Below are 19232 nucleotides of genomic sequence, written 5' to 3'. Positions count from 1 at the left end.
CTCATCTCACCTTTTCCCGATCCCGGCCGGTTCCGTTTCCTCTTTGACCGCCGGAATCGTCAGACTTACAACCGTTCCCCCGCCCTTTTGGGATTGAATCTCCATCCCGTACTCGGGGCCGAAGTACATGTGAATCCGCTCGTTGACATTGGCGAGGCCGAACCCCTTCTCCGTCTCCCGGCAGGGGCGCCGTATCTCGCGGCGAAGCTGTTCCAGCTCGCATTCGTCCATCCCCACCCCGTCGTCCCTGACCGACAGGCGGAGCACATCCCCGTCCTTTTCCCCGGAAACGTGGATGTACCCCTTAGCCCGCTTGTACTTGATGCCGTGGTAGAGCGCGTTCTCCACCAGGGGCTGCAGCGTCAGCTTCAGAATCTGGTAATCGTACAGCGCCGGATCGATCCGGATGTCGTACTCCAGTATGTCGTGGTAGCGCATCTCCTGGATTTCCAGGTAGCTCCTGATGTGCTGTTCCTCCTCCCTCAGGGAAATAAGCTCCCTTCCCCGGCTGAGCACCAGGCGGAAAAAGTTGGACAGCGTCACCACCATGTTCACGGCCTCGTCGGCCTTGTTGTCCTCGATGAGCCAGACAATGGTGTCCAGCGTATTGTACAGGAAATGGGGATTGATCTGCTCCTGCAGCAGGCGCAGATCCAGCTTGCGCAGCTTCTGCTCGTCCTCCTTTGTCCTCTGGACCAAAAGCTCCAGGTTTCCAGCCATGTCGTTGAACCCCCGGGCCAGAATCTCAATCTCGTCCCTGGAAGCCACGTCGGCCCTGGCGCTTAAGTCTCCCTGGGAAACCCTCTGGGTGGCGTCGTAGAGGACCTTTATGGGGCGCAGAATATCCGCGGTGATCAGGTAGGTGACCAGCACGGTCAGGACCAGCAAAACCATGCCAAGCAGGCCGCAGGCGATGACAAAGTTGTGGATCTGGCGGTTTAAGTCCGTGGTCACCGCCTCCATGCTCTTTGTCTGGTAATAGATGTAATACTGGATGTTGTCCTGAATCAGCTCGGTGAGAATGTAAATGTTGTTGTCCAGCTCCTCTATGTTCTCGTCGTACCGGCCGCCGATGCGGATGTTCTCCATGATGTCGTCCACCCGCTTCTCCAGGGTGTCGATGTTGCGCAGAAGGCTTTCCAGCCACAACCTGCTCTCCGCCTCCGTGGTGATGTCCCGCAGGGTGGTGAATTCGCCCCGCAGCTCGCCGATCAGCGCGTAGGGATCCTTCAGCGATCCATTTTCCGAAATCTCCTCGTAATCCACATATCCTACCACCAGCTTGTAGAGGCTCTCGTCCATCTCCTCCTTGAAGTTTAAGTTGTAATTGTTGGCCACGGTCATGTTGCTGACGATTTTATCGAATCTGCGGTTGTATCTGGTCATGGAAACCAGAAGAACCGCCACGAAAATAAGAAACGGTAATACAATCGCCGCCGAGAGGATCAGGATTTTTTTATTGATCGAAAAACGGATGTGATTTTTCTCTGACGCTTTTTGCGGAAAAACGCTGGGCTCCATAGTCTGCTTGTCCTCGGTTGATGGTTATCGGTTATAGCTATTATAAGCGGATTTTCGGGCGGGGGCAACCGGTTTTAGCGCCGGTGCGCCCGCCCTTCCCCCGTCCTCCGCGCTCCCGGCCGGATATAGGTCCCGCACGCCGCGGAAAGGGCCAGGGAAATCAGCCAGGTGAGAAGCGCCGCAAACAGCATCTGGGGAATCCTCGGTTCCCACGAAAACACGTTTCTCATCAGAATGTCCAGAAATGACAGCACTCCGCCGTGAAAGAGGTAGAGATAAAAGGTCAGGCGGCTCTGCCGGCTCAAATCCACCGTCACCCTGCGCCCGGCAAAGCCGGCAAACACCAGCATACTGCTTAACACAATCAGGCCGGACAGGGGATGGATCACCTCATACCGAGGCAGAATCCCGTACCAGAGCTTGCGGTGAAACAGCCAGGCGGCCGCGGCCAGACAGAGAAGGCCCGCGCAAAGATATCCGTTTCTCAGAGGATTTCCTCTCTTTTTCCGGAAGTGGCAGCGGATATAGGCTCCCATCATAAAGTATCCCAGGTACAGCAGCCACTGGAGATACCAGGGCAGCGCCGTGCGCGCCGACAGCGCCATCCCGGCCAGGGTGCAGAATACTCCGGCGGCCAGCCACGCCCGCTCTCCCATCCGCTGCTTCAGGGAAGCTAAAACCGGCGTCACCGCGTAAAGCCCCGCCAGCATGTACATAAACCACATGTGAAAGTACGGCACTCCGTTCAGCCACATGATAAGGGGCTGGCCCAGCTGGTCCGTCCCGGCGGTGTGCTTGATGTAGATTTTTGCCAGCAGCACCGTGTAGGCGTAGGCCACGTACAGCGCGCTGAATACCAGCGTGGGAATCCCCATTTTCTTCCAGGATTTCCGGTAGAACTGCCGGAAGTCCCGGCTTTTGGGGTCCGGCAGGAGAAAGGCTCCGCTGAGCATCACAAACAGCGGAACCGCGTCCCGGGTCAGGCTCTGCATGAGAGCCGCCGCCGTGCGGTTCGCCGCGGGCATGCCCGGCTGCCACCCGGCCAGGTAGATGCTGCCCGTGTGCAGCACCACCACCGCGGCGCAGCAGATCACCCGCAGCAGATCGTATTCCCGTTCATGCGCTCTCTCCATCTTGTCGGCCCTCCGGTCTCTATATCTGAAATTGCGCCTGGTACAGGCGGTAGTAAAATCCCTTCTTCTCCATCAGCTCCCCGTGACGGCCCTGCTCCACAATCTGCCCCTGGTCCACCACCAGAATCGTGTCCGCGTTGCGGATGGTGGAAAGCCGGTGGGCGATGACAAAGCAGGTCTTCCCCTGCATGAGCTGCCGCATGGCGGCCTGGATCTGCAGCTCCGTCTCCGTGTCCACATTGGACGTGGCCTCGTCCAAAATCAGGATGCGCGCGTCCAGCAGCATGGCCCTGGCGATGGTCAAGAGCTGCTTCTGCCCCTTGGACAGGCTGGCCCCGTCCTCGGTCAGCACCGTGTCGTAGCCCTGGGGCAGCTTTTCGATGAATTCGTCCGCCATGGCCATCTGCGCGGCCCGCTTTACATCCGCCCGGGTGGCGTTTTTGCTCCCATAGGCCAGATTTTCGTATACCGTCCCGTTAAACAGCCAGCTGTCCTGGAGCACCATGGCGAAATTGGCCCGCAGGCTGGCCCGGGACACCGACTTCACCGGCCTGCCGTCCACCAAAAGCCGCCCCTGGTTCGCATCGTAGAAACGCATGAGCAGGTTGATCAGCGTGGTTTTTCCCGCTCCCGTCGGTCCCACGATGGCCACCAGCGCCCCGGAAGGCGCTTTAAGGGACAGGTCCCGGATCACCGGCCGCCCAGGCTCATAACCGAAGGTGATCTGTTCAAAGTCCACCTCCCCCTTCCGGCAGTCCAATACCTCCACGCCCAACGCCTCGTCCGCGGTCTCCGCCCGCTCGTCCAACAGCAGGAAAATCCGCTCCGCAGCCGCCAGGGAGGACTGGAGCTCGCCGATGATATTGGCGAACTCGTTGATTGGCCCGGAAAATTTCCGGGAGTACAGCACAAAGGAGGAAATATGTCCCACCGTCAGGAAGCCGCCCAGATACAGCAGCGCGCCGAACACGCTGATCAGCGTCAGGGACAGATTGTTGATGAAATTGATGCAGGAGCCCACAATATTACCATAATAGTCCGCGCGGTAGCCGGCTTTTGTGGCTTCCCCGTTCTTTTCTTCAAAGGTGCGGATGGTGCTCTCCTCCCGGCAGTAGGCCGCCAGGGTCTCCTTGCCGGTGACCATCTCCTCCGCGTACCCGTTTAACTCTCCCAGGGAGGCGGAGCGCACCCGAAACAGGGGCCGTGTCCTGCGCGTGATCTGACGGGTCATGAAAATGGACAGGGGCACCGTGAACGCGAACACCAGCACCAGCTGCCGTGAAATCCGCACCATCATGGACAGCGCGCCCACCACGGTGATGACCGTGGTCATCATCTGCACCGCGTCGTGGGACAGGGAGCCGTTGATGGTATCGATGTCGTAGGAGATGCGGCTGATCACATCCCCGGTGGTTCTGGTGTCAAAATACCCCACCGGGAGTTCCATCAGATGGTCGAACACATCCCTGCGCATGCGCCGCACGATGCGTTGGCTCACATGGATCATCAGGGCGGCCAGGCTGTAGGAGCAGACAAAGGCGGCCCCGTAGCAGACGATCATCCATTTTGCATAGTAAAATACCCGTTCGAAGTCCACCCGTCCGGGGCCGGGGCTGATGGCGTCCACCGCGTAACCGCTGAGCATGGGGCCGGCCAGGGCCAGCAGGTTCCCCGCCACCGCCAGGCAGACCGCAACCAGCAGGTACCACCGCTCCGCCGCCAGATAATGTCCCAGCTTTTTTAAGGTGTTCCAGTTGATTCGTTCCCGTTTTTTTCGTTCACCCATGCCCGTCACGCTCCCATCTGCGAGCGGACAATCCTGCGGTAAACCTCGCAGTCCGCCAAAAGCTGTTCGTGATTTCCCAGTCCCGCGGCCCTTCCGTTCTGCAGCACCAGGATGCGGTCCGCGTGGAGGATGGAGCTGACCCGCTGGGCCACGATCACCTTGGTAGTTCCCGGATACAGCCGGGCCAGGGCAGCCCGCAGCCTGGCGTCCGTTCGGTAATCCAGGGCGCTGGAAGAGTCGTCCAGGATCAGAATCTCCGGCGCTCCGGCCAGAGCCCGGGCGATGAGCAGGCGCTGCTTCTGTCCGCCGCTCAAATTGGCTCCGCGGATATTTAACGCCTCCTCCAGTTCCCCGGACTTGCCCCGCACAAATTCCTCCGCCTGGGCCGTCTTTAAGGCCTTGTCCACCGCTCCCGGGGTCAGGTCCCGCCTCAGCCGTATATTTTCCAGGATACTGTCCTTAAAAATCACGTCGTTCTGAAACACCACGCCGAACTTCTCCCGCAGTTCTGTCAGGCCGTAGGAGCGGATATCCCGGCCGCTGATCCTCACCGTGCCGCCGGTGGCGTCGTAAAACCGCAAAAGCAGCTTAAGAAGCGTGGATTTACCCGCGCCGGTGGCCCCAACGATTCCCAGGGTTTCCCCGCGCTTCAGGCAAAAGCTGATGTCCTCCAGATTTTTCTTTCCCGGCGTATAGGAGAAGTCCACATGAGAAAAACAGATGTGCCAGGACGGCTCTCTCTCCGGCTCCCTCTCTGGCTCCCCCTCCGCCTCCTCCGTCACCGGAAGCACGTCCTCCATGGACAGCACCGCCTCGATGCGGTCCGCGGAAGCGATTCCCCGGGAGATGATGGCGATCATCTTGGAAATGGACAAAAGCGCATTCAGGATAATGGTAAAATAGGTCAGAAAGGCCAGTATTTTTCCGATCTCCGTATCCCCGGCGTTGACCCGGTAGGCCCCGGCCACCACCACGGCCACCAGGCCGACGTTCAGCACCAGGTTCATGACCGGATTGATCACCGCCATGGTCAGGCCCGCGGCCTTTTCCCGCTGCACCACCTGATCGTTGATTCCGGCAAAGCGCTCCTTCTCCCAGTCCTCCTTGGACAGGGCCTTGATCACGCGGATGCCTGCGATATTTTCCCGGACGGACATCACCAGGCGGTCCAGGGCCTTCTGGAGCTGCCCGTACATGGGCACGCTCCTGCGCGACACCGTCACCACCACCACGGCGAGGATCGCCAGGGCGGCCAGCAGGATGCAGGCCAGGTGGGCGTCCAATGTCATGGTGATGCACAGACCTCCGATCAGCAAAAGAGGAGCCCGCACCCCCAGGCGCTGGACTCTCCCGATCACGTTGTAAACATTGTAGGTGTCCGTGGTCAGCCGGGAGATCAGGGACGGCTTTCCCAGCTCTCCGGACTGGCTGTCCGACAGATACATCACCTTGCTGAACAAATCGGCCCGCACCGCCTGAGTGGACCCGGCCGCCACCCGGGCGGCCATGCGGTTGGCCGTGATATTACAGATCGCCGCCCCTGCCGCCAGCCCCAGCATCACCAGGCCCCAGGCAAAGATGGCGCGCCTCTCCCCCTGAGGGATCACCACGTCGATCATCCGTGCCAGAACCCAGGGCAGACAGAGATCCAGACAGGTCCCGCTGAATTTGATGGCAAACCCCACCAGCATGCGGCCGTAATAAGGCCGCAGATATTGCGTCACAATGCGTTTCATGTTCTACCTCACGCGATAAAGGAAATAAGAGGGATGGTCACCATGGACACCAGGGAGGTCAGGGCGATGCCGCCGGCGGACACCCGCCCGTCCCCGCCCCCGTACTCCATCTCAATCAGCGTCACCGTGCTTCCCACCGGCATGGCGATCAGGAGAATAAAGATGCCGTAGGACATGGGATCGATGGGCAGCAGGTGAAGAAAGGGAATGCAGACGAGCGGCACCAGCAGCAGGCTGAACGCTGTAAATCCCAGCTGGCAGCGGTCCATGAAGATGGACTTTAAATCCGCCTGAGCTACGGTCATACCCACGGTCATCATGGACAGCGCCACCGCCGCGTTCCCCATGTAGCCGAAAAAGGAGCCCACCGCATCAGGAAGGCGCAGGCGCAGGGCGAATATCAGAATCGCCAGGACGCTGGCCCCCATGCCGGGGTTGACGAGGCGGCGCAGCGGAAAATGCTCCGTTCTTCCGCCATTTCCGGTACTCAGCAGAATCCCGTAGGAGTAAATGAGAAGATTGTAGCCCACGATGTAGAAGGCCACAAAAATCACCGACGCCTGGCCGTACACGCTGGTGATCAGCGGAATCCCCATAAAACCCAGGTTCGGGAAAATCACCATCAGCCGGTACGTGTTCTCACGATCCTTCCCCGGCCGCGCCAGCCGCACGAACAGCAGGCTCAGGACAATGAGGAGGGCGAACATCAAAAACACCAGCAGCAGATTTTCTAAAATCAGCCTTGGCCCATAGGTCACCTCTTTATTCATCACACCGCTCAAAATCAGGCAGGGATTCAGGATGTTCACAATCAGGGAGGAAAGGCTTTTGGTCCCCTCCCTGCTCACCATTCCCCGCTTGTATGCTCCATATCCTGCCACCATCATCAGGAACAGGACCATCATTTGATTTGCAATAATCGATACGTTCATCTGCGCTCCACCTTATTCGGATTCCATATTTGCAACCGCCCCATCTGTCCACCCTCACACAAGATTTGTTACGGTTCAGTCTGAGGCAAGCAGCGCGCTTGGCGTTCTATTACCGGTGAGCCGTAATCATAATTTACTATTTTAGATCATTTGCCTGGGATTTTCAACTGAAAGGTTGCCGGTTTTCGCGATTTGCCTTTTGCGGTCCTTGGCTGCCGCCGCCCATTCCGGTTTATTCCGCCATGGACACAGCAAAAAACGGGCGCCCTCTGCCGCGGCGCCCGTCACAATCTCAGTCTGCAATTTCTCTTCCCGCCCTGACGGCCCGACGAACGCCCTCAGTCCTGTGAATCCTCCTCAAATTCCTTCTCCAGCCGCTTGGCACGCTTTTCCTCCCGGGTGACGATCAGCAGGCGGACCGCCTGGAAGGATACGATAAAGGCCACCAGTGAAATCAGCGCTTCCTTAACATCCAGCTCCGAGCGGGTGAGCATCACCGCAATGTATACCACCACAACGACAAGCATCACCACCGCTTCGCGCTTCCAGTATCTGCGTTTGTCGGTCATCATGCTGTACGCCAGCTTCAGCTGGTGCATGCGGAAGAGCTGGTAGATCGGCGCTCCAATCATGATCACGTATTCCAGGATACAGTCCTCCAGCTTAAAACCGAAAAACAGGCACTTCACAACAAAGGATGCCGCCGCCAGATAATAGGCCAAACGTCCGATCTCTCCCCAGATTTTATTCGTCGACTGCATTACTCTCTCATCTTTCATATCGTTCCATCCTTTCACTCTTCCCAAAATAAATCGTCCAGTGTCTTTCCCAATACCTTGCAGATCGCAACACATAGATTCAGCGTGGGGTTATACTTCCCCGCCTCGATCATGCCGATGGTCTGCCGCGTCACCCCAACCTTTTCCGCCAACTCCTCCTGGGATAAGTCAAGCGCCGCACGGGCGGATTTTAATTTCAGATTCTTCAAATGGCTGCCACCTCCTCTATATTGCATATTATAATATATATAATTCTAAATGTCAATTATATTTTGTATTTTGTTTAGTGTAAAATGCGGTTGGCTGAATTGTAGCCCGAGAATCCGTAAATAGTAACCCGAGAATCCCGTTTGTACTATGAAATTCCTGTTTTATAAATGACAGCCCAATTTTGTAACCGAAAATCCCGTTTTAAAACCGAAAATCCCATTTTGTAATGATCTTTCCCGGTTTTCTTTGCTTTTCGCAGGATTCCCGTTTTGTAAATGAAACTCTCATTTTGCAGACATCTATCTTGTTTTTGTAAATGACTGTCTCATTTTGGAAATGCAGCTGCAAAAAGCCGGCGCACACGTTTTTAATGGACGTATGCGCCGGCTACTCTTATCTGTTAAGCTATTGTTCTTTTCTTCTGTTTTTTCCCAATGCCATGTAGACTGCCAGCAGCACCCCGGACACCAGCATGGTCAGCTCCGCTGCCGCGCTTCTGTTTCCGGTCTTGGGAATGGCTGCCAGGGGAACTTCCCCGTCGTCAATCATTGTCATGGCCTGCTGTGCCGCCGATGAGGCGTTTGCGGGCATAACCGCCAGGGGCGTCTCGCCGGGTGCAATCTCCTTCACCTCATGACCCGGGCCATTGGACACATACGTTGCGCTGTTCCCAGGACCGCCCGAGCTGCCGCCTGAGGAACCGCTGCCGCCTGAAGAGCCGTTTCCGCCGCCCTGGTGGTTTCCGGAATCCGGGCTGTCGGGAGTTTCCGGCGTGTCGGGGGTAACCGGCGCGTCCGGCGTCTCGGGAGTAGACGGCGTTTCCGGCGTATCAGGATTGGCAGGCGTATCCGGTTTGACCGGTGTATCCGGCTCTTCCGGCGTCTCTGTGCTTTCCGGAGGAATCGGCTCCTGCGCCTCCTCATATACCGGGTAAACATCCAGGTCTGAGGTGATATCCGTCAGATCCTGATCCCATTTTACAAAGTTCTTTCCCTCCAGCTGCGCTGGGATGGGCGGATTTTCAACCGCCGCTCCGGCCTCCACCCGGCGGGTGTCCACCACGCTGGTCCGGTCCTCCTGGTAGAAGGTTACGGTGTACATTTCAGGCTGGGGCACGCTGTAATTATTGATGAAGGAAACCGCTACGTTGTAGAGGAACCCATTGCTCTGGAAGGACCCGGAAGCGCTGTTGTTATCGTTGTCGGTAACTCCCGTGCTTGTGCCGTCCATCAATTCCGTCCATCCGTACTCCTGGACAAACTGCAGCGCCGTCATTTTTAATAAACCGGCCAGGGACTGGGGATTATCCGATGAGTTTGGATTCTCATACCATTTCCCGGTCTCCTGATCATAGAGAATAAACGCGCGCCATTTGTTTCCGCCATTCAAGGTGCTTTCCAGGGAGATATAGGGCACTGCCTGGGCGCGCTGGGTCTTTGCGCCGGTTTTATCAAACTGCGCCGGTTTCACATAAACATTTAAATAATAACTGTCCAGATAAACCTTTGTCTTGTTCTGATATCCAATTCCGTAGAATTCCTGCTTTTCCCTGTCATAGCGGTTGGACTTGTACAGAAGTTCACTCAAACCTTCGTCTGCGGCTTTCGGCCACTTACCGTCCAGGCCAAGCCCCTCTGCCAAGCAGGCTCTGTATTCCTCATTTTTAATGGAATTGATATTGGATGCATGAAGCAGTTCCTGCAATTCACCCCAGTTTTTACATTTGTTCGCGGCCCTCGCCAAATCCTCGGCCATCTCGATCAGGGAACCATAACATTCCCGGTCGTACTGATAACCGTAGGGAACCGTCTCCGTCACCTCGCTGTCTCCGTCCTCCGTTTCACCGGAAACCGATCCGGAAACCTTGGTGTGGTCATAGACAATATCCACAAAGTGGTTGTGTTCCATCTCCCGCTGCACAATCGTATAGGTGACCGGCTGCGTGAGATCCAGCAGTGTGACCGGAATCTGAACGCTGCCGCCCTGAGCCAGCTCTGCGGTCAGCTCCAGGGTATCCCCATTGTCCGTGATCTCCCAGCGCTCATCCTCCGGAATGCTGATATTCTCCGCATTGGAGAACGTCACTGCATACTCGTAGGGATTGCTTGTGGTACCGCTGCCCTCGCTGCGCACATTCTTGATCGTAAATGTCACTTTGTTTCCGTTGCGGATTCCAAAGGGAAGGCTGTTCAGACTGAACGCCGTCAATCCGACTGCCGCGCTGGCCGCTGTGCTCCTCGCGGATGTTTTAACAGCACGGGATCCAGACATTCCACCATGTCGATGGTATCGTCCTCCGCTGCCGCCACAACCGGCACATCGCGCCTGGACATAGACAGGGACATGCCGCCGGAGCCACTATCGGAGCCGGAGCCGCTGTCGGCGCTGGAACCGGAACCGGAACCGCTATCGGAGCCGCTGTCAGTGCTGGAGCCGCTGTCGGAGCCGGAATTGCTGTCGGAGCCGGAACCGCTGTTGCTGCCGGAGCTTCCGCTGTCGCCCGACTCGCCGGTACTGTCGTCGGAACTTCCACTTCCGCCGGTGCTGCTGCCGGAACCGGTACTGTTGTCGGAACCAGAACCGCTTATGCTGCCGGAATCTTCACTTGTGCTGCCACTATCTGTACTGCCGGAGTCTACGCTGCCGCCTGCATTGCTTCCATTGTCGGAGCTTCCGCTGCCATCCGGATTGTTTGCGCCGTCAGAGCTTTCATGTTCGCCTGCGCCGCTTCCGTTTTCGGAGTTTCCACTTCCGTCTCCCATATCCGTGCCGCTCTGGCTGCCGGAACCGGTGTTGTCATTATCGGACTCCGCTTTGCCTGTTTCGCCGATTTCTTCAGAACTCCCGGAATCCCCGGCCGTTTCATCCGATACGGTCTTATCTTCCGTCTGATCCTCAGTGCCGCCGGTCATCTCCTGTTCCCCGTCCGTTCCCGGAGCTTCTGTCTGATCCATGACCTCTCCGGCTGTGGGATCTTTCTCAACGCCGGCGTTCTCACCGGTGCCGCCACCTGCGCCGCCGGCCGCTCCCGGCTGGACCGGTTCAACAACTTCTACTGCTGCCGTGGACTCTGGAACCTTTTGCTCAGGCTCCAGGGCGTCCCTCATCTCTTCCTTCAAGGTATCTGCACAGTAGACATAGGTCTTTTCCGTCAGATATCCATTGATATTAAACTGATACGCCACATCTTTGTTGGATTTGTTGGTGAACAGGACGATCAGCTGCTCATTTCCTGTGAGCTCATAACCGCGGTCTGCCTCCTCCGCGCCTGTCTCTGTGGAATCCATTATCCTGGACCCACTCTCGTTAACCGGAGCCGCCGCTTCCGCTTCTTCGCCGCTCTCCTCACCCGGAACTGCCGCGTTCGCTTCAACTTCGCTCTTCTCAACCGGAACCGTCATTTCCGCTTCTACATTATGCTCATCAACAGGAGCCGAAACCCCCGCTTCCGTTTTACTCTCTTCAACCGGAGCTACAACACCCGTTTCCGCTTCATTCCCCTCAACCGGGGCTACAACATCCGCTTCCGCTTCAACCCCCGTCTCTGCGCTCCCGGCCTCCATCTCCGCGCCGTCAGCCGCCGGTTCCTTCCATTCATCATCAGCCAGGTCCACGGCCTCATCGCGATTCTCAGCCTCAGATCCCTCCTCCGTACCGCCGCTCACATCATTCCCCTGTTCAGCAGTTGCCTGGGCCGGAGTTGCCGTCAGAAATTCCTGGTCCTCGTCCCCGTCCATCAGCTCCGCTTCCCAGCTTCTGTCGTCGTATGCCACCTCCGCGTTTCCGTCCCGGCGCACGAACAGCTGGATGGACGTCTTGTCCGGCAGATCCTTTTTCTTGAACTTGTAATCCACCGTGTACAGCGGATTTTCCTTGCTGGCCGCCAACAGCTGACGGTACTGAGCCACCGTGTCGGCATCGTCGCTCACAAAAAAGAAATCCGATTCATCCTTTAAAATGCGATTGCTGCGGATGGCGTCCTCAATGGATGTCTCCAGTTTTTCCCAATCCAGATCGATGACGCACTCTACCAGCTCGATCTCGTCGTCCTCCTCAGCCTCGCGCACCGCAGCAAAGGCATTCCCCATGCAGGACGTGGAGGCGACACAGAACGCAAGTATCGCAGCGGCTCCCTTTCTCAATTTCGTTTCCAACCGATTTATCATATAAAATTCCACCTTATCCATTATTTGCTACGCCAACTATAACATAATCCGGTTACATTTCGGTTACAAATTAATAACATTCAAATGTTTTTTATATTTTCCAGCTTTATGTGACCACTATTTTCCCATATATTTACATTTTCGTAGAAAGAACAGGCCCGATTTCCAAATCCAGGAATATCCTGTCTTGAAAATCGGGCCTGTATCACATTTACTGACGCCGGGCGCCGGTCTATACCACCTTCTTGAATTTCGGGAAGTAACAGAACAGCACTTTGGCGATAATCTTATCCTTTTTCACGTACTGATTTTCCCAGTAGCGGGCGTCCAGAGAATTATTCCGGTTATCTCCCATCATGAAATAGCTGCCCTCCGGCACCTCATAGGGACCCCAGGACCCCTCCATGGGTTCCGCCAAATACGGTTCCTCCAGCGGGGTGTCCGAACCGTCGATATAAACCTTGCCGTCGACGATGTCCACCGTCTCCCCCGGCAATCCGATGATACGCTTTACATAGTAAGTCTTCCCCGTAGGATCGTCCGGGAAATGGAAAATCACCACGTCGCCGCGCTCTGGATCGCTGTTGATATAGGAAAGGCGGGAGCCGATCACCCGGGTTTTCGCCATAATGGTGGGGATCATGGAGCCGGTTGGAACGCGGCTGTTGGCAATCACAAAGTTGTTGAGCACAAAGGCAATCGCCACAGCGGCTACAATGATCTGAATCCAGCTGATAATCTCCGCCTTCCAGCTAAACGGTTCATTCTCTGTCTTTTCTTTATCTGACATGAAACATTCCTCTTTTCCACAACGGCAGACTAACGGATCTGTCCGTCTCCGTAAATAATATATTTGGTCGTGGTCAGCTCCTTGAGCCCCATGGGACCTCTGGCGTGCAGCTTCTGAGTGCTGATGCCGATCTCCGCTCCGAAACCGAACTCCTCGCCGTCCGTAAACCGCGTGGAGGCGTTGACATACACGGCCGCCGCGTCCACCTCATTTAAGAAGCGCTGGGCATTAAAATAGTCGCTGGTCACAATCGCCTCGGAGTGGCCGGTGTTGTAATGGTTGATATGGGCAATGGCCTCGTACAGGGAATCCACCAGCTTTAAGGACAGAATGTAGTCCAGATACTCCGTTCCCCAATCCTCCTCCGCTGCCAGAGTAAAGGACGGCTCGATGGCGCAGGCCGCCTCGTCGGCGCGAATCTCCACCTGCTTATCCTTCAGCTTGCGCTTTAAAAGCGGCAGAAAACGCTCCGCTATGGCCCGGTGAACCACCAGGGATTCACAGGCGTTGCAAACCCCGATCCGCTGAGTCTTTGCATTGTAAATAATATCCAGCGCCATATTGAAGTCTGCGGACTCATCCACATAGATATGGCAGTTGCCGGTTCCCGTCTCGATCACGGGCACGGTGCTGTTCTCCACCACCGCGCGGATCAGGCCCGCTCCCCCTCTGGGGATCAGCACATCCACGTACTGGTTCAGGCGCATGAGCTCCCGGGTGGTGTCCCGGTTGGTGTCCTCCACCAGCTGTACCGCATCCGCAGGCAGCCCGGCGTGAACCAGCCCCTCCCGCAGGCAGCGCACGATCGCCTGGTTAGACCGGATGGCGTCGCTTCCCCCCTTTAAAATCACCGCGTTTCCGCTCTTAAAGCACAGCCCGAAGGCGTCCGCCGTCACGTTGGGCCGCGCCTCATAGATCATTCCAATCACGCCCAGAGGCACCCGCTTCTGGCCGATCTGCAGCCCGTTGGGGCGCAGCTTCACGGAGAGCACTTCCCCTACCGGGTCCTCCAGCGCCGCCACCTGCAACAGGCCGTCCGCCATGGCCTGAACCCTGGCCGGCGTCAGCATCAGGCGGTCCAGCAGTCCCTGGCTCATTCCGCCGTTTTTCGCCTTCTCATAGTCCTCCTGGTTGGCTAAAAGGATCTCCTCCTCCCCTTCCAGCAGCGATCTGGCGGCCTCCTCCAGGCCCATATTCTTTTCCCGGGATCCCAGGATGCCCAAAAGCCTCGATACTTCCTTGGCCTGACGGCCGATTTCATTTAATGTCATAAGAATCTCCCTCACCCATTTTCACAAAGATCAAAGAGCGCCAAAGCCCGGCCGGGATCTCCCGCCCGGAACTTACAGTACATGATACCACAGAGGCAAGCCAAAAGTCTACCGTTTCAGGTCAATTTCCGGACCGCTGCCGCATTTTACCAGGCCGGAAGTGGTGAGAATCCTCCCCACCGGGAGGTCATATTCCTCCACCGGGAGCCGGGATATCACCTGGAAATCATAGGCCAGCCCCAGAGTCTCATGGCCGGGTTCCCGGGCCATAAACCGGTCGTAATACCCGCCGCCGTAGCCGATGCGGTATCCCTGCAAGTCAAAAACAGCTCCCGGAACGATCACCAACGCCCGCTCCTTTGAGGCTTTCTCACACCCGCAGACAGGCTCCGGTATTCCCCGGTACCCGGCCGTCAGGTCCGATTCGCTGCGGATCCGGTAAAATTCCATCCGCCCGTCCTTTGCCCGGGGCGCGGCCACCGGAATCCCTCTCTTCCAAAGTTCCCGGACCAGCCTGCGGGTGTCCGCCTCAAAGCGGTAGGAAATATAGGTGTAGACCGGCATGCCGCTCCAAAGCTGCTGACACCGCTCCATCTGTTCCCAGAGCCGCCGGTTTAACGCATCGGCCATTGCCGGTTCCATCCGGTCACGCCGCGCAAGCATTTCCCGCCGCAGCTGTTTTTTCTCCTCCGCCGTCCTCTGCTCTCCCATCATTCCCCCTGTATTTTGCCGTACTTCCTGCCCAGGTCCGTGATGGACCCATCCGGCTCCTGAATGGAAATGTTGTTGAGCGTTCCCCTCAAACTGGCGCGGATCGCCGCTATGTACTCCTGCCGCAGCGCCGCCTGCTCCGCCTTCTCTTCCTCCGTCAGCCCAACGGACTGGGATTTATGGTAAAGTTCATTGATCCGGTCAATGCGTGTCGAATCCATTTTCTCCGTCTCCTCCTGTCGTCAATATTCACTGTTCAGATAATGCATCAGGTCAAAATCCAGGTTGGGGTGGGCCAGAAACAGGGTGCCCTTCTCTTCCCCGGCCATAATCTGCTGGATCACCTCCACATGGTCGCCGTTGGCGATCACCATATCCGCCCCGCTGTCCGTGGCGATGCGGGCCGCGGCCAGCTTGGCCGACATGCCGCCGGTGCCCACGCTGCTGCCCGAGGTGCTTTTCCCCATGGAGAGAAACTCCGGGGTGATCTCCGGAACCAGGCCGATAAACCGGGCCTGGGGATTTTTCCGCGGGTCGTCCGTGTACAGGCCGTCGATATCGGAGAGCAGGATCAGCAGATCCCCGCCGATGAGGGCCGTCACGATGGCGCTGAGCCGGTCATTGTCGCCAAAGCTGTCCACATAGGGAATCTCCGAGGTGGATACCGTGTCGTTTTCATTGACCACGGGGATGGTTCCCAGCTTCAGCAGCTCCTCAAAGGTATTCTGGGCGTTGTATCGGGAGGCGTCGTTGACCATGGTATCCTTGGTCAGAAGTACCTGGGCCGCGGTCTGGTTATACTCGGCAAAAATTTTCTGGTACACCATCATCAGCCGCGCCTGCCCCACCGCGGCGTATGCCTGCTTCTGGGCCAGGCTGTCCGGCTTTCTCGTGTGTCCAAGGGCCTGGCGTCCGGCCGCAATGGCTCCGGAGGACACCAGCACCACCTCCCGCCCCTCGCCCCTCAAATCGCTGATCAGGCGGATCAGGCGCTCGATTTTCAGTAAATTCAAGGCTCCCGTCTCCGGATGGGTCAGGGATGAGGAGCCGATCTTTATCACAACACGCTTCTTTTGCTTCAGCATTTGCCGCTCTTTATTCTGCATGGTTGGATTCCTCTCTGTCAGTAAATATTGAATCGCTGCGATAAACCGGCGGGGCGAACCGGCGGATAATCTCCTCCGCCGTTTTGAGGCCGTCCATGGCCGCCGAGGTGATTCCCCCAGCGTAACCCGCGCCCTCGCCGCAGGGATAGATTCCCCGCACCGGGCTCTCCAGACCTTCGTCCCGCGGGATGCGCACCGGCGAGCTGGTGCGGCTCTCGATACCCGCCAGAATGGCGTCCGGGCGGGAGAAGCCCCGGATCATTCCCTCAAACGCCTCCACGCCCTCGATCAGCGCCTTAGACAGTTCCTCCGGCCAGAGCTTCCGCAGGTTGGCAAAGGCATAGCCCCCCTTAAACTGGGGCTTTACCTGGCCAAAGTTCTCCGCGCCTGCTCTGTTTTCCCGGAAATCTCCGTAGAGCTGAACCGGGATTTTCCCGCCGCCCAGAGCGTAAGCCCGCTCCTCCAGCTGCCGCTGGAAATGCATTCCGCCCAGAGCCGTGCGGTCCGGGAAATCCTCCGGCGTCACGGTAACGATCAGGGCGCTGTTGGCATTTTCCCCCGCCCGGCCGTGATAGCTCATTCCGTTGACCGCCAGACGCCCCGGCTCTGAGGAGGCGTCCACCACATAGCCGCCCGGGCACATACAGAAGGAGTACACCCCGCGCCCGGAGGCTGCCTTCCAGGTCACCTTGTAGTCAGCCGCTCCCAGCTCCTCCACTTCGTCCTGTCCATACTGGCTCCGGTTGATCATGGACTGGGGATGCTGGATGCGCAGCCCCACCGCAAAAGCCTTGGCCTCCATGGGAATGCCGCGGCTGCACAGCATCTCAAAGGTGTCCCGGGCGCTGTGGCCGATGGCAAGCACTGCGGCCTCGGCCTTAAGCCGTTTGGAGCCGTCCACCATCAGCGCGCGCAGACGACCTTCCTCCAGCTCCACATCCGTCACCTGGCTCATGAAACAGACCTGTCCGCCCAGGCGCAGAATCTCCGTTCGGATGGCCTTCACCACCTGGCTCAGCACATCCGTCCCGATGTGGGGCTTGTTGAGATAGAGAATGGACGGGTCCGCGCCGAATTCCACCAGAAGGCGCAGCACCTCCCGGTTGCGCCCGGAGGCGTCCTTCACCAACGTATTTAACTTTCCGTCGGAAAATGTACCCGCTCCGCCCTCGCCGAACTGCACGTTGGAGGACGGGTTCAATGTTCCGCCCTCCCAGAAGGCGGCCACCTCCCGGGTGCGGGCGTCCACGTCCTGCCCCCGCTCCAGCAAAATGGGGCGGTATCCCTTTCTGGCCAGCAGCAGGCCGCAGAACAAACCCGCGGGACCGGCTCCCACCACCACCGGCGGGTGGTCCAGCCGCTCCCCGCCGCACTCCGGACAGCGGTAAACCTTCTCCTGGGAAATTCCCACGTTCCGGTCCCGGAGTCTATGTACCAGCTGCTGCTCACCGGCCATATCCAGACCGCTCACCGCCACGTCCACCACATAGCTGTAGCAGATATCCGGCTTCTTGCGCGCATCCACCGACCGCTTCACGATTTTTAAGTCCGCAATGCGGTTTTCCCTGACCCGCAGAGTCTTGGCGGCCCTGGCCTTCAGGCTGTCCGCGCTGTGCCCCAAGGGCATTTTTAACTGATTAATCCGAATCATCGACTGTCTGTTCTCTCCTGTCACCATTTATTCCTGTGATCCGCAGCCCCGGGCCGCATTTCTCCCCGCGACGGCTCCGCTGGACCACGCAAACTGCAGATTGTATCCCCCGCAGATGCCGTCCACATCCAAAATCTCCCCTGCCAGATACAGGTTGGGCCGGCAGCGGGACTCCATAGTCGCTGGGTCCACCTGCCGCGTGTCCACGCCGCCGCAGCAGACCTGAGCGTTGGCAAAGGGGTTCACGCTCATAACCAGGGCCTGGTAGGATTTGAGCTGTTCCAGCAGCCTGGAAATCTGCTTGTTCCTCAGTCCGCCCGCCGGCTGGGAGGGATCGATCCCGGCCGCCTGCAGCAGCACCGCCGCCAGCTTCCGGTTCAACAGCCCGACCATCATCTCCTCCGCGGTCTTGTAGCCCAGGCGCGAGACCCGTTCCCGCAGGCGCTCGAACGCCTCATGCTCCGGCCAGGAGGGCAGGAAATCCACCCGGACCGTCACCTTCTGGCCCGCGTCCAGGGCCCTGGCCGCAAACCGGCTGATCTGGAAGGTGGGGATGCCGGACAAACCGTAATCCGTCAGCTGCAGCTCCCCCGTATCCTCCGCCAGCAGCGAACCGCCCGCGTACAGGCTCAAACGGGCCTCCGTGCGGATGCCTGCCAGCTGCTTGTAGTGCCTTCCCTGACAGCGCAGCTGCACCAGGGCGGGCAAGGGCTTAATCACCTTGTGTCCCAGCCCTTTTGCCAGCTCATATCCGCTGCCGTCGGAGCCGGTGTTCGGCGCCGCCTTGGAACCGGCCGCCAGAATCACGGCGTCGGCCGTCAGATCGCCCTGGCTGGTTTTCACCACAAAGTGCGGGGCCGTGGGGCCGCAGCCCTCCCCGCCGTTTTTTCCGACACCCCCGGGGCGGCAGTCCCCCGCCTTCCGTTTTTCCGCGCCATCGGGGCGGAAGCCGTCCACAGCGCTCACCTCCCTGACCTCGCAGCCGGTGAGCACCACGACGCCCAGCCGCTCCACCTCCCGGCGGAGCACATCCAGCACAGCGCTGGCCTGGTCGCTGGCAGGGTAAATGTAGCCGCCCCGGCTCCTGGTCTCGATGCCCAGCTCCCGGAAAAATTCCAGGGTCTGTTCCACCGTGAATCCCTCCAGCACCTTCATGGGAAACGCGGGCTGGCCGCAGCGGTAGCACTCCGGCCTCATATCCAGGTTCGTCATATTGCAGCGTCCGTTTCCGGTGGAGAGAATCTTCTTCCCCACCCGGTCCATATGTTCCACAATCGTCACGCAGGCACCCTCACGGGCGCCGCAAATGGCGGCAACCAGACCGCTGGCTCCGCCTCCGATGATGATAATTTTCCGTTTCATTTGTCACTTCCCATCCCTTACTTGGGACTGCAGGTCCCGTCTGATGTTCGAAGTACATTTTATCTGTTTTCGCCGTAC

The 19232-nt window shown here is 58.2% G+C and carries 16 protein-coding genes; all 16 read right to left on the bottom strand.

The genetic code is table 11. The features are described 5' to 3' along the window. Window positions 1–6 precede the first annotated feature (6 nt). The 16 genes from ACK2JC_RS27325 to ACK2JC_RS27250 all read right to left on the bottom strand — a co-directional run bounded on the left by ACK2JC_RS27325 (window position 7) and on the right by ACK2JC_RS27250 (window position 19154). The gene (locus ACK2JC_RS27325; RefSeq protein ID WP_092360821.1) at window positions 7–1521 is read right to left on the bottom strand and encodes a sensor histidine kinase; all 1515 of its coding nucleotides are present in this window, start codon (window positions 1519–1521) and stop codon (window positions 7–9) included. A gap of 74 nt (window positions 1522–1595) precedes the next feature. Beyond that, the gene (locus tag ACK2JC_RS27320; RefSeq protein WP_320937265.1) at window positions 1596–2654 is read right to left on the bottom strand and encodes an acyltransferase; all 1059 of its coding nucleotides are present in this window, start codon (window positions 2652–2654) and stop codon (window positions 1596–1598) included. Window positions 2655–2673: 19 nt separating this feature from the next. Further along, window positions 2674–4440, bottom strand: coding sequence for an ABC transporter ATP-binding protein (locus tag ACK2JC_RS27315; RefSeq protein ID WP_227167478.1), 1767 nt, complete (start codon window positions 4438–4440; stop codon window positions 2674–2676). Window positions 4441–4445: 5 nt separating this feature from the next. Further along, the gene (locus ACK2JC_RS27310) at window positions 4446–6176 is read right to left on the bottom strand and encodes an ABC transporter ATP-binding protein (protein ID WP_368271349.1); all 1731 of its coding nucleotides are present in this window, start codon (window positions 6174–6176) and stop codon (window positions 4446–4448) included. Window positions 6177–6184: 8 nt separating this feature from the next. Then, window positions 6185–7108, bottom strand: a complete 924-nt coding sequence (locus ACK2JC_RS27305; protein ID WP_320937264.1) for an AEC family transporter — start codon at window positions 7106–7108, stop codon at window positions 6185–6187. 338 nt (window positions 7109–7446) lie between these two features. Beyond that, on the bottom strand, window positions 7447–7887 hold the full coding sequence (locus ACK2JC_RS27300; RefSeq protein ID WP_092360826.1) for a DUF6773 family protein: 441 nt from the start codon (window positions 7885–7887) through the stop codon (window positions 7447–7449). Between the two features lie 14 nt (window positions 7888–7901). Beyond that, a complete protein-coding gene (locus ACK2JC_RS27295) occupies window positions 7902–8123 on the bottom strand; it encodes a helix-turn-helix transcriptional regulator (RefSeq protein WP_007711707.1) in 222 nt (73 codons plus the stop codon). Window positions 8124–8502: 379 nt separating this feature from the next. Further along, window positions 8503–10305 carry a doubled motif LPXTG anchor domain-containing protein gene (locus ACK2JC_RS27290; RefSeq protein ID WP_368271348.1) on the bottom strand — a complete coding sequence of 601 codons (1803 nt, stop codon included), beginning with the start codon at window positions 10303–10305 and terminating at the stop codon, window positions 8503–8505. Further along, complete coding sequence (locus ACK2JC_RS27285; RefSeq protein WP_368271347.1) at window positions 10302–12263, bottom strand: hypothetical protein; 1962 nt, start codon at window positions 12261–12263, stop codon at window positions 10302–10304. Before ACK2JC_RS27285 ends, ACK2JC_RS27290 begins: the two co-directional genes overlap by 4 nt. 232 nt (window positions 12264–12495) lie before the next feature. Further along, a complete protein-coding gene (lepB, locus tag ACK2JC_RS27280) occupies window positions 12496–13053 on the bottom strand; it encodes a signal peptidase I (RefSeq protein WP_092360829.1) in 558 nt (185 codons plus the stop codon). 29 nt (window positions 13054–13082) lie between these two features. Then, window positions 13083–14324 (bottom strand): glutamate-5-semialdehyde dehydrogenase, encoded by a 1242-nt coding sequence (locus ACK2JC_RS27275; RefSeq protein ID WP_368271346.1) that lies wholly within the window; start codon window positions 14322–14324, stop codon window positions 13083–13085. Between the two features lie 108 nt (window positions 14325–14432). After that, window positions 14433–15038: a 5-formyltetrahydrofolate cyclo-ligase gene (locus tag ACK2JC_RS27270; protein ID WP_368271345.1), complete on the bottom strand. Its 606-nt coding sequence runs from the start codon at window positions 15036–15038 to the stop codon at window positions 14433–14435. Further along, on the bottom strand, window positions 15035–15256 hold the full coding sequence (locus ACK2JC_RS27265) for a DUF896 domain-containing protein (RefSeq protein WP_227167484.1): 222 nt from the start codon (window positions 15254–15256) through the stop codon (window positions 15035–15037). The genes ACK2JC_RS27270 and ACK2JC_RS27265 overlap by 4 nt, the downstream gene beginning before the upstream one ends. A gap of 21 nt (window positions 15257–15277) precedes the next feature. Next, the gene (gene proB / locus ACK2JC_RS27260; RefSeq protein ID WP_007711723.1) at window positions 15278–16141 is read right to left on the bottom strand and encodes a glutamate 5-kinase; all 864 of its coding nucleotides are present in this window, start codon (window positions 16139–16141) and stop codon (window positions 15278–15280) included. Then, window positions 16131–17792, bottom strand: a complete 1662-nt coding sequence (locus tag ACK2JC_RS27255) for an NAD(P)/FAD-dependent oxidoreductase (RefSeq protein WP_320937478.1) — start codon at window positions 17790–17792, stop codon at window positions 16131–16133. The genes proB and ACK2JC_RS27255 overlap by 11 nt, the downstream gene beginning before the upstream one ends. 27 nt (window positions 17793–17819) lie before the next feature. Further along, window positions 17820–19154 carry an NAD(P)/FAD-dependent oxidoreductase gene (locus tag ACK2JC_RS27250; protein ID WP_320937477.1) on the bottom strand — a complete coding sequence of 445 codons (1335 nt, stop codon included), beginning with the start codon at window positions 19152–19154 and terminating at the stop codon, window positions 17820–17822. Window positions 19155–19232 lie beyond the last annotated feature (78 nt).

The sequence above is a fragment of the Enterocloster lavalensis genome (genome assembly GCF_046603895.1).
Lineage (GTDB): Bacteria > Bacillota > Clostridia > Lachnospirales > Lachnospiraceae > Enterocloster > Enterocloster lavalensis.
This window is presented reverse-complemented; position numbering and strand designations above follow the sequence as displayed.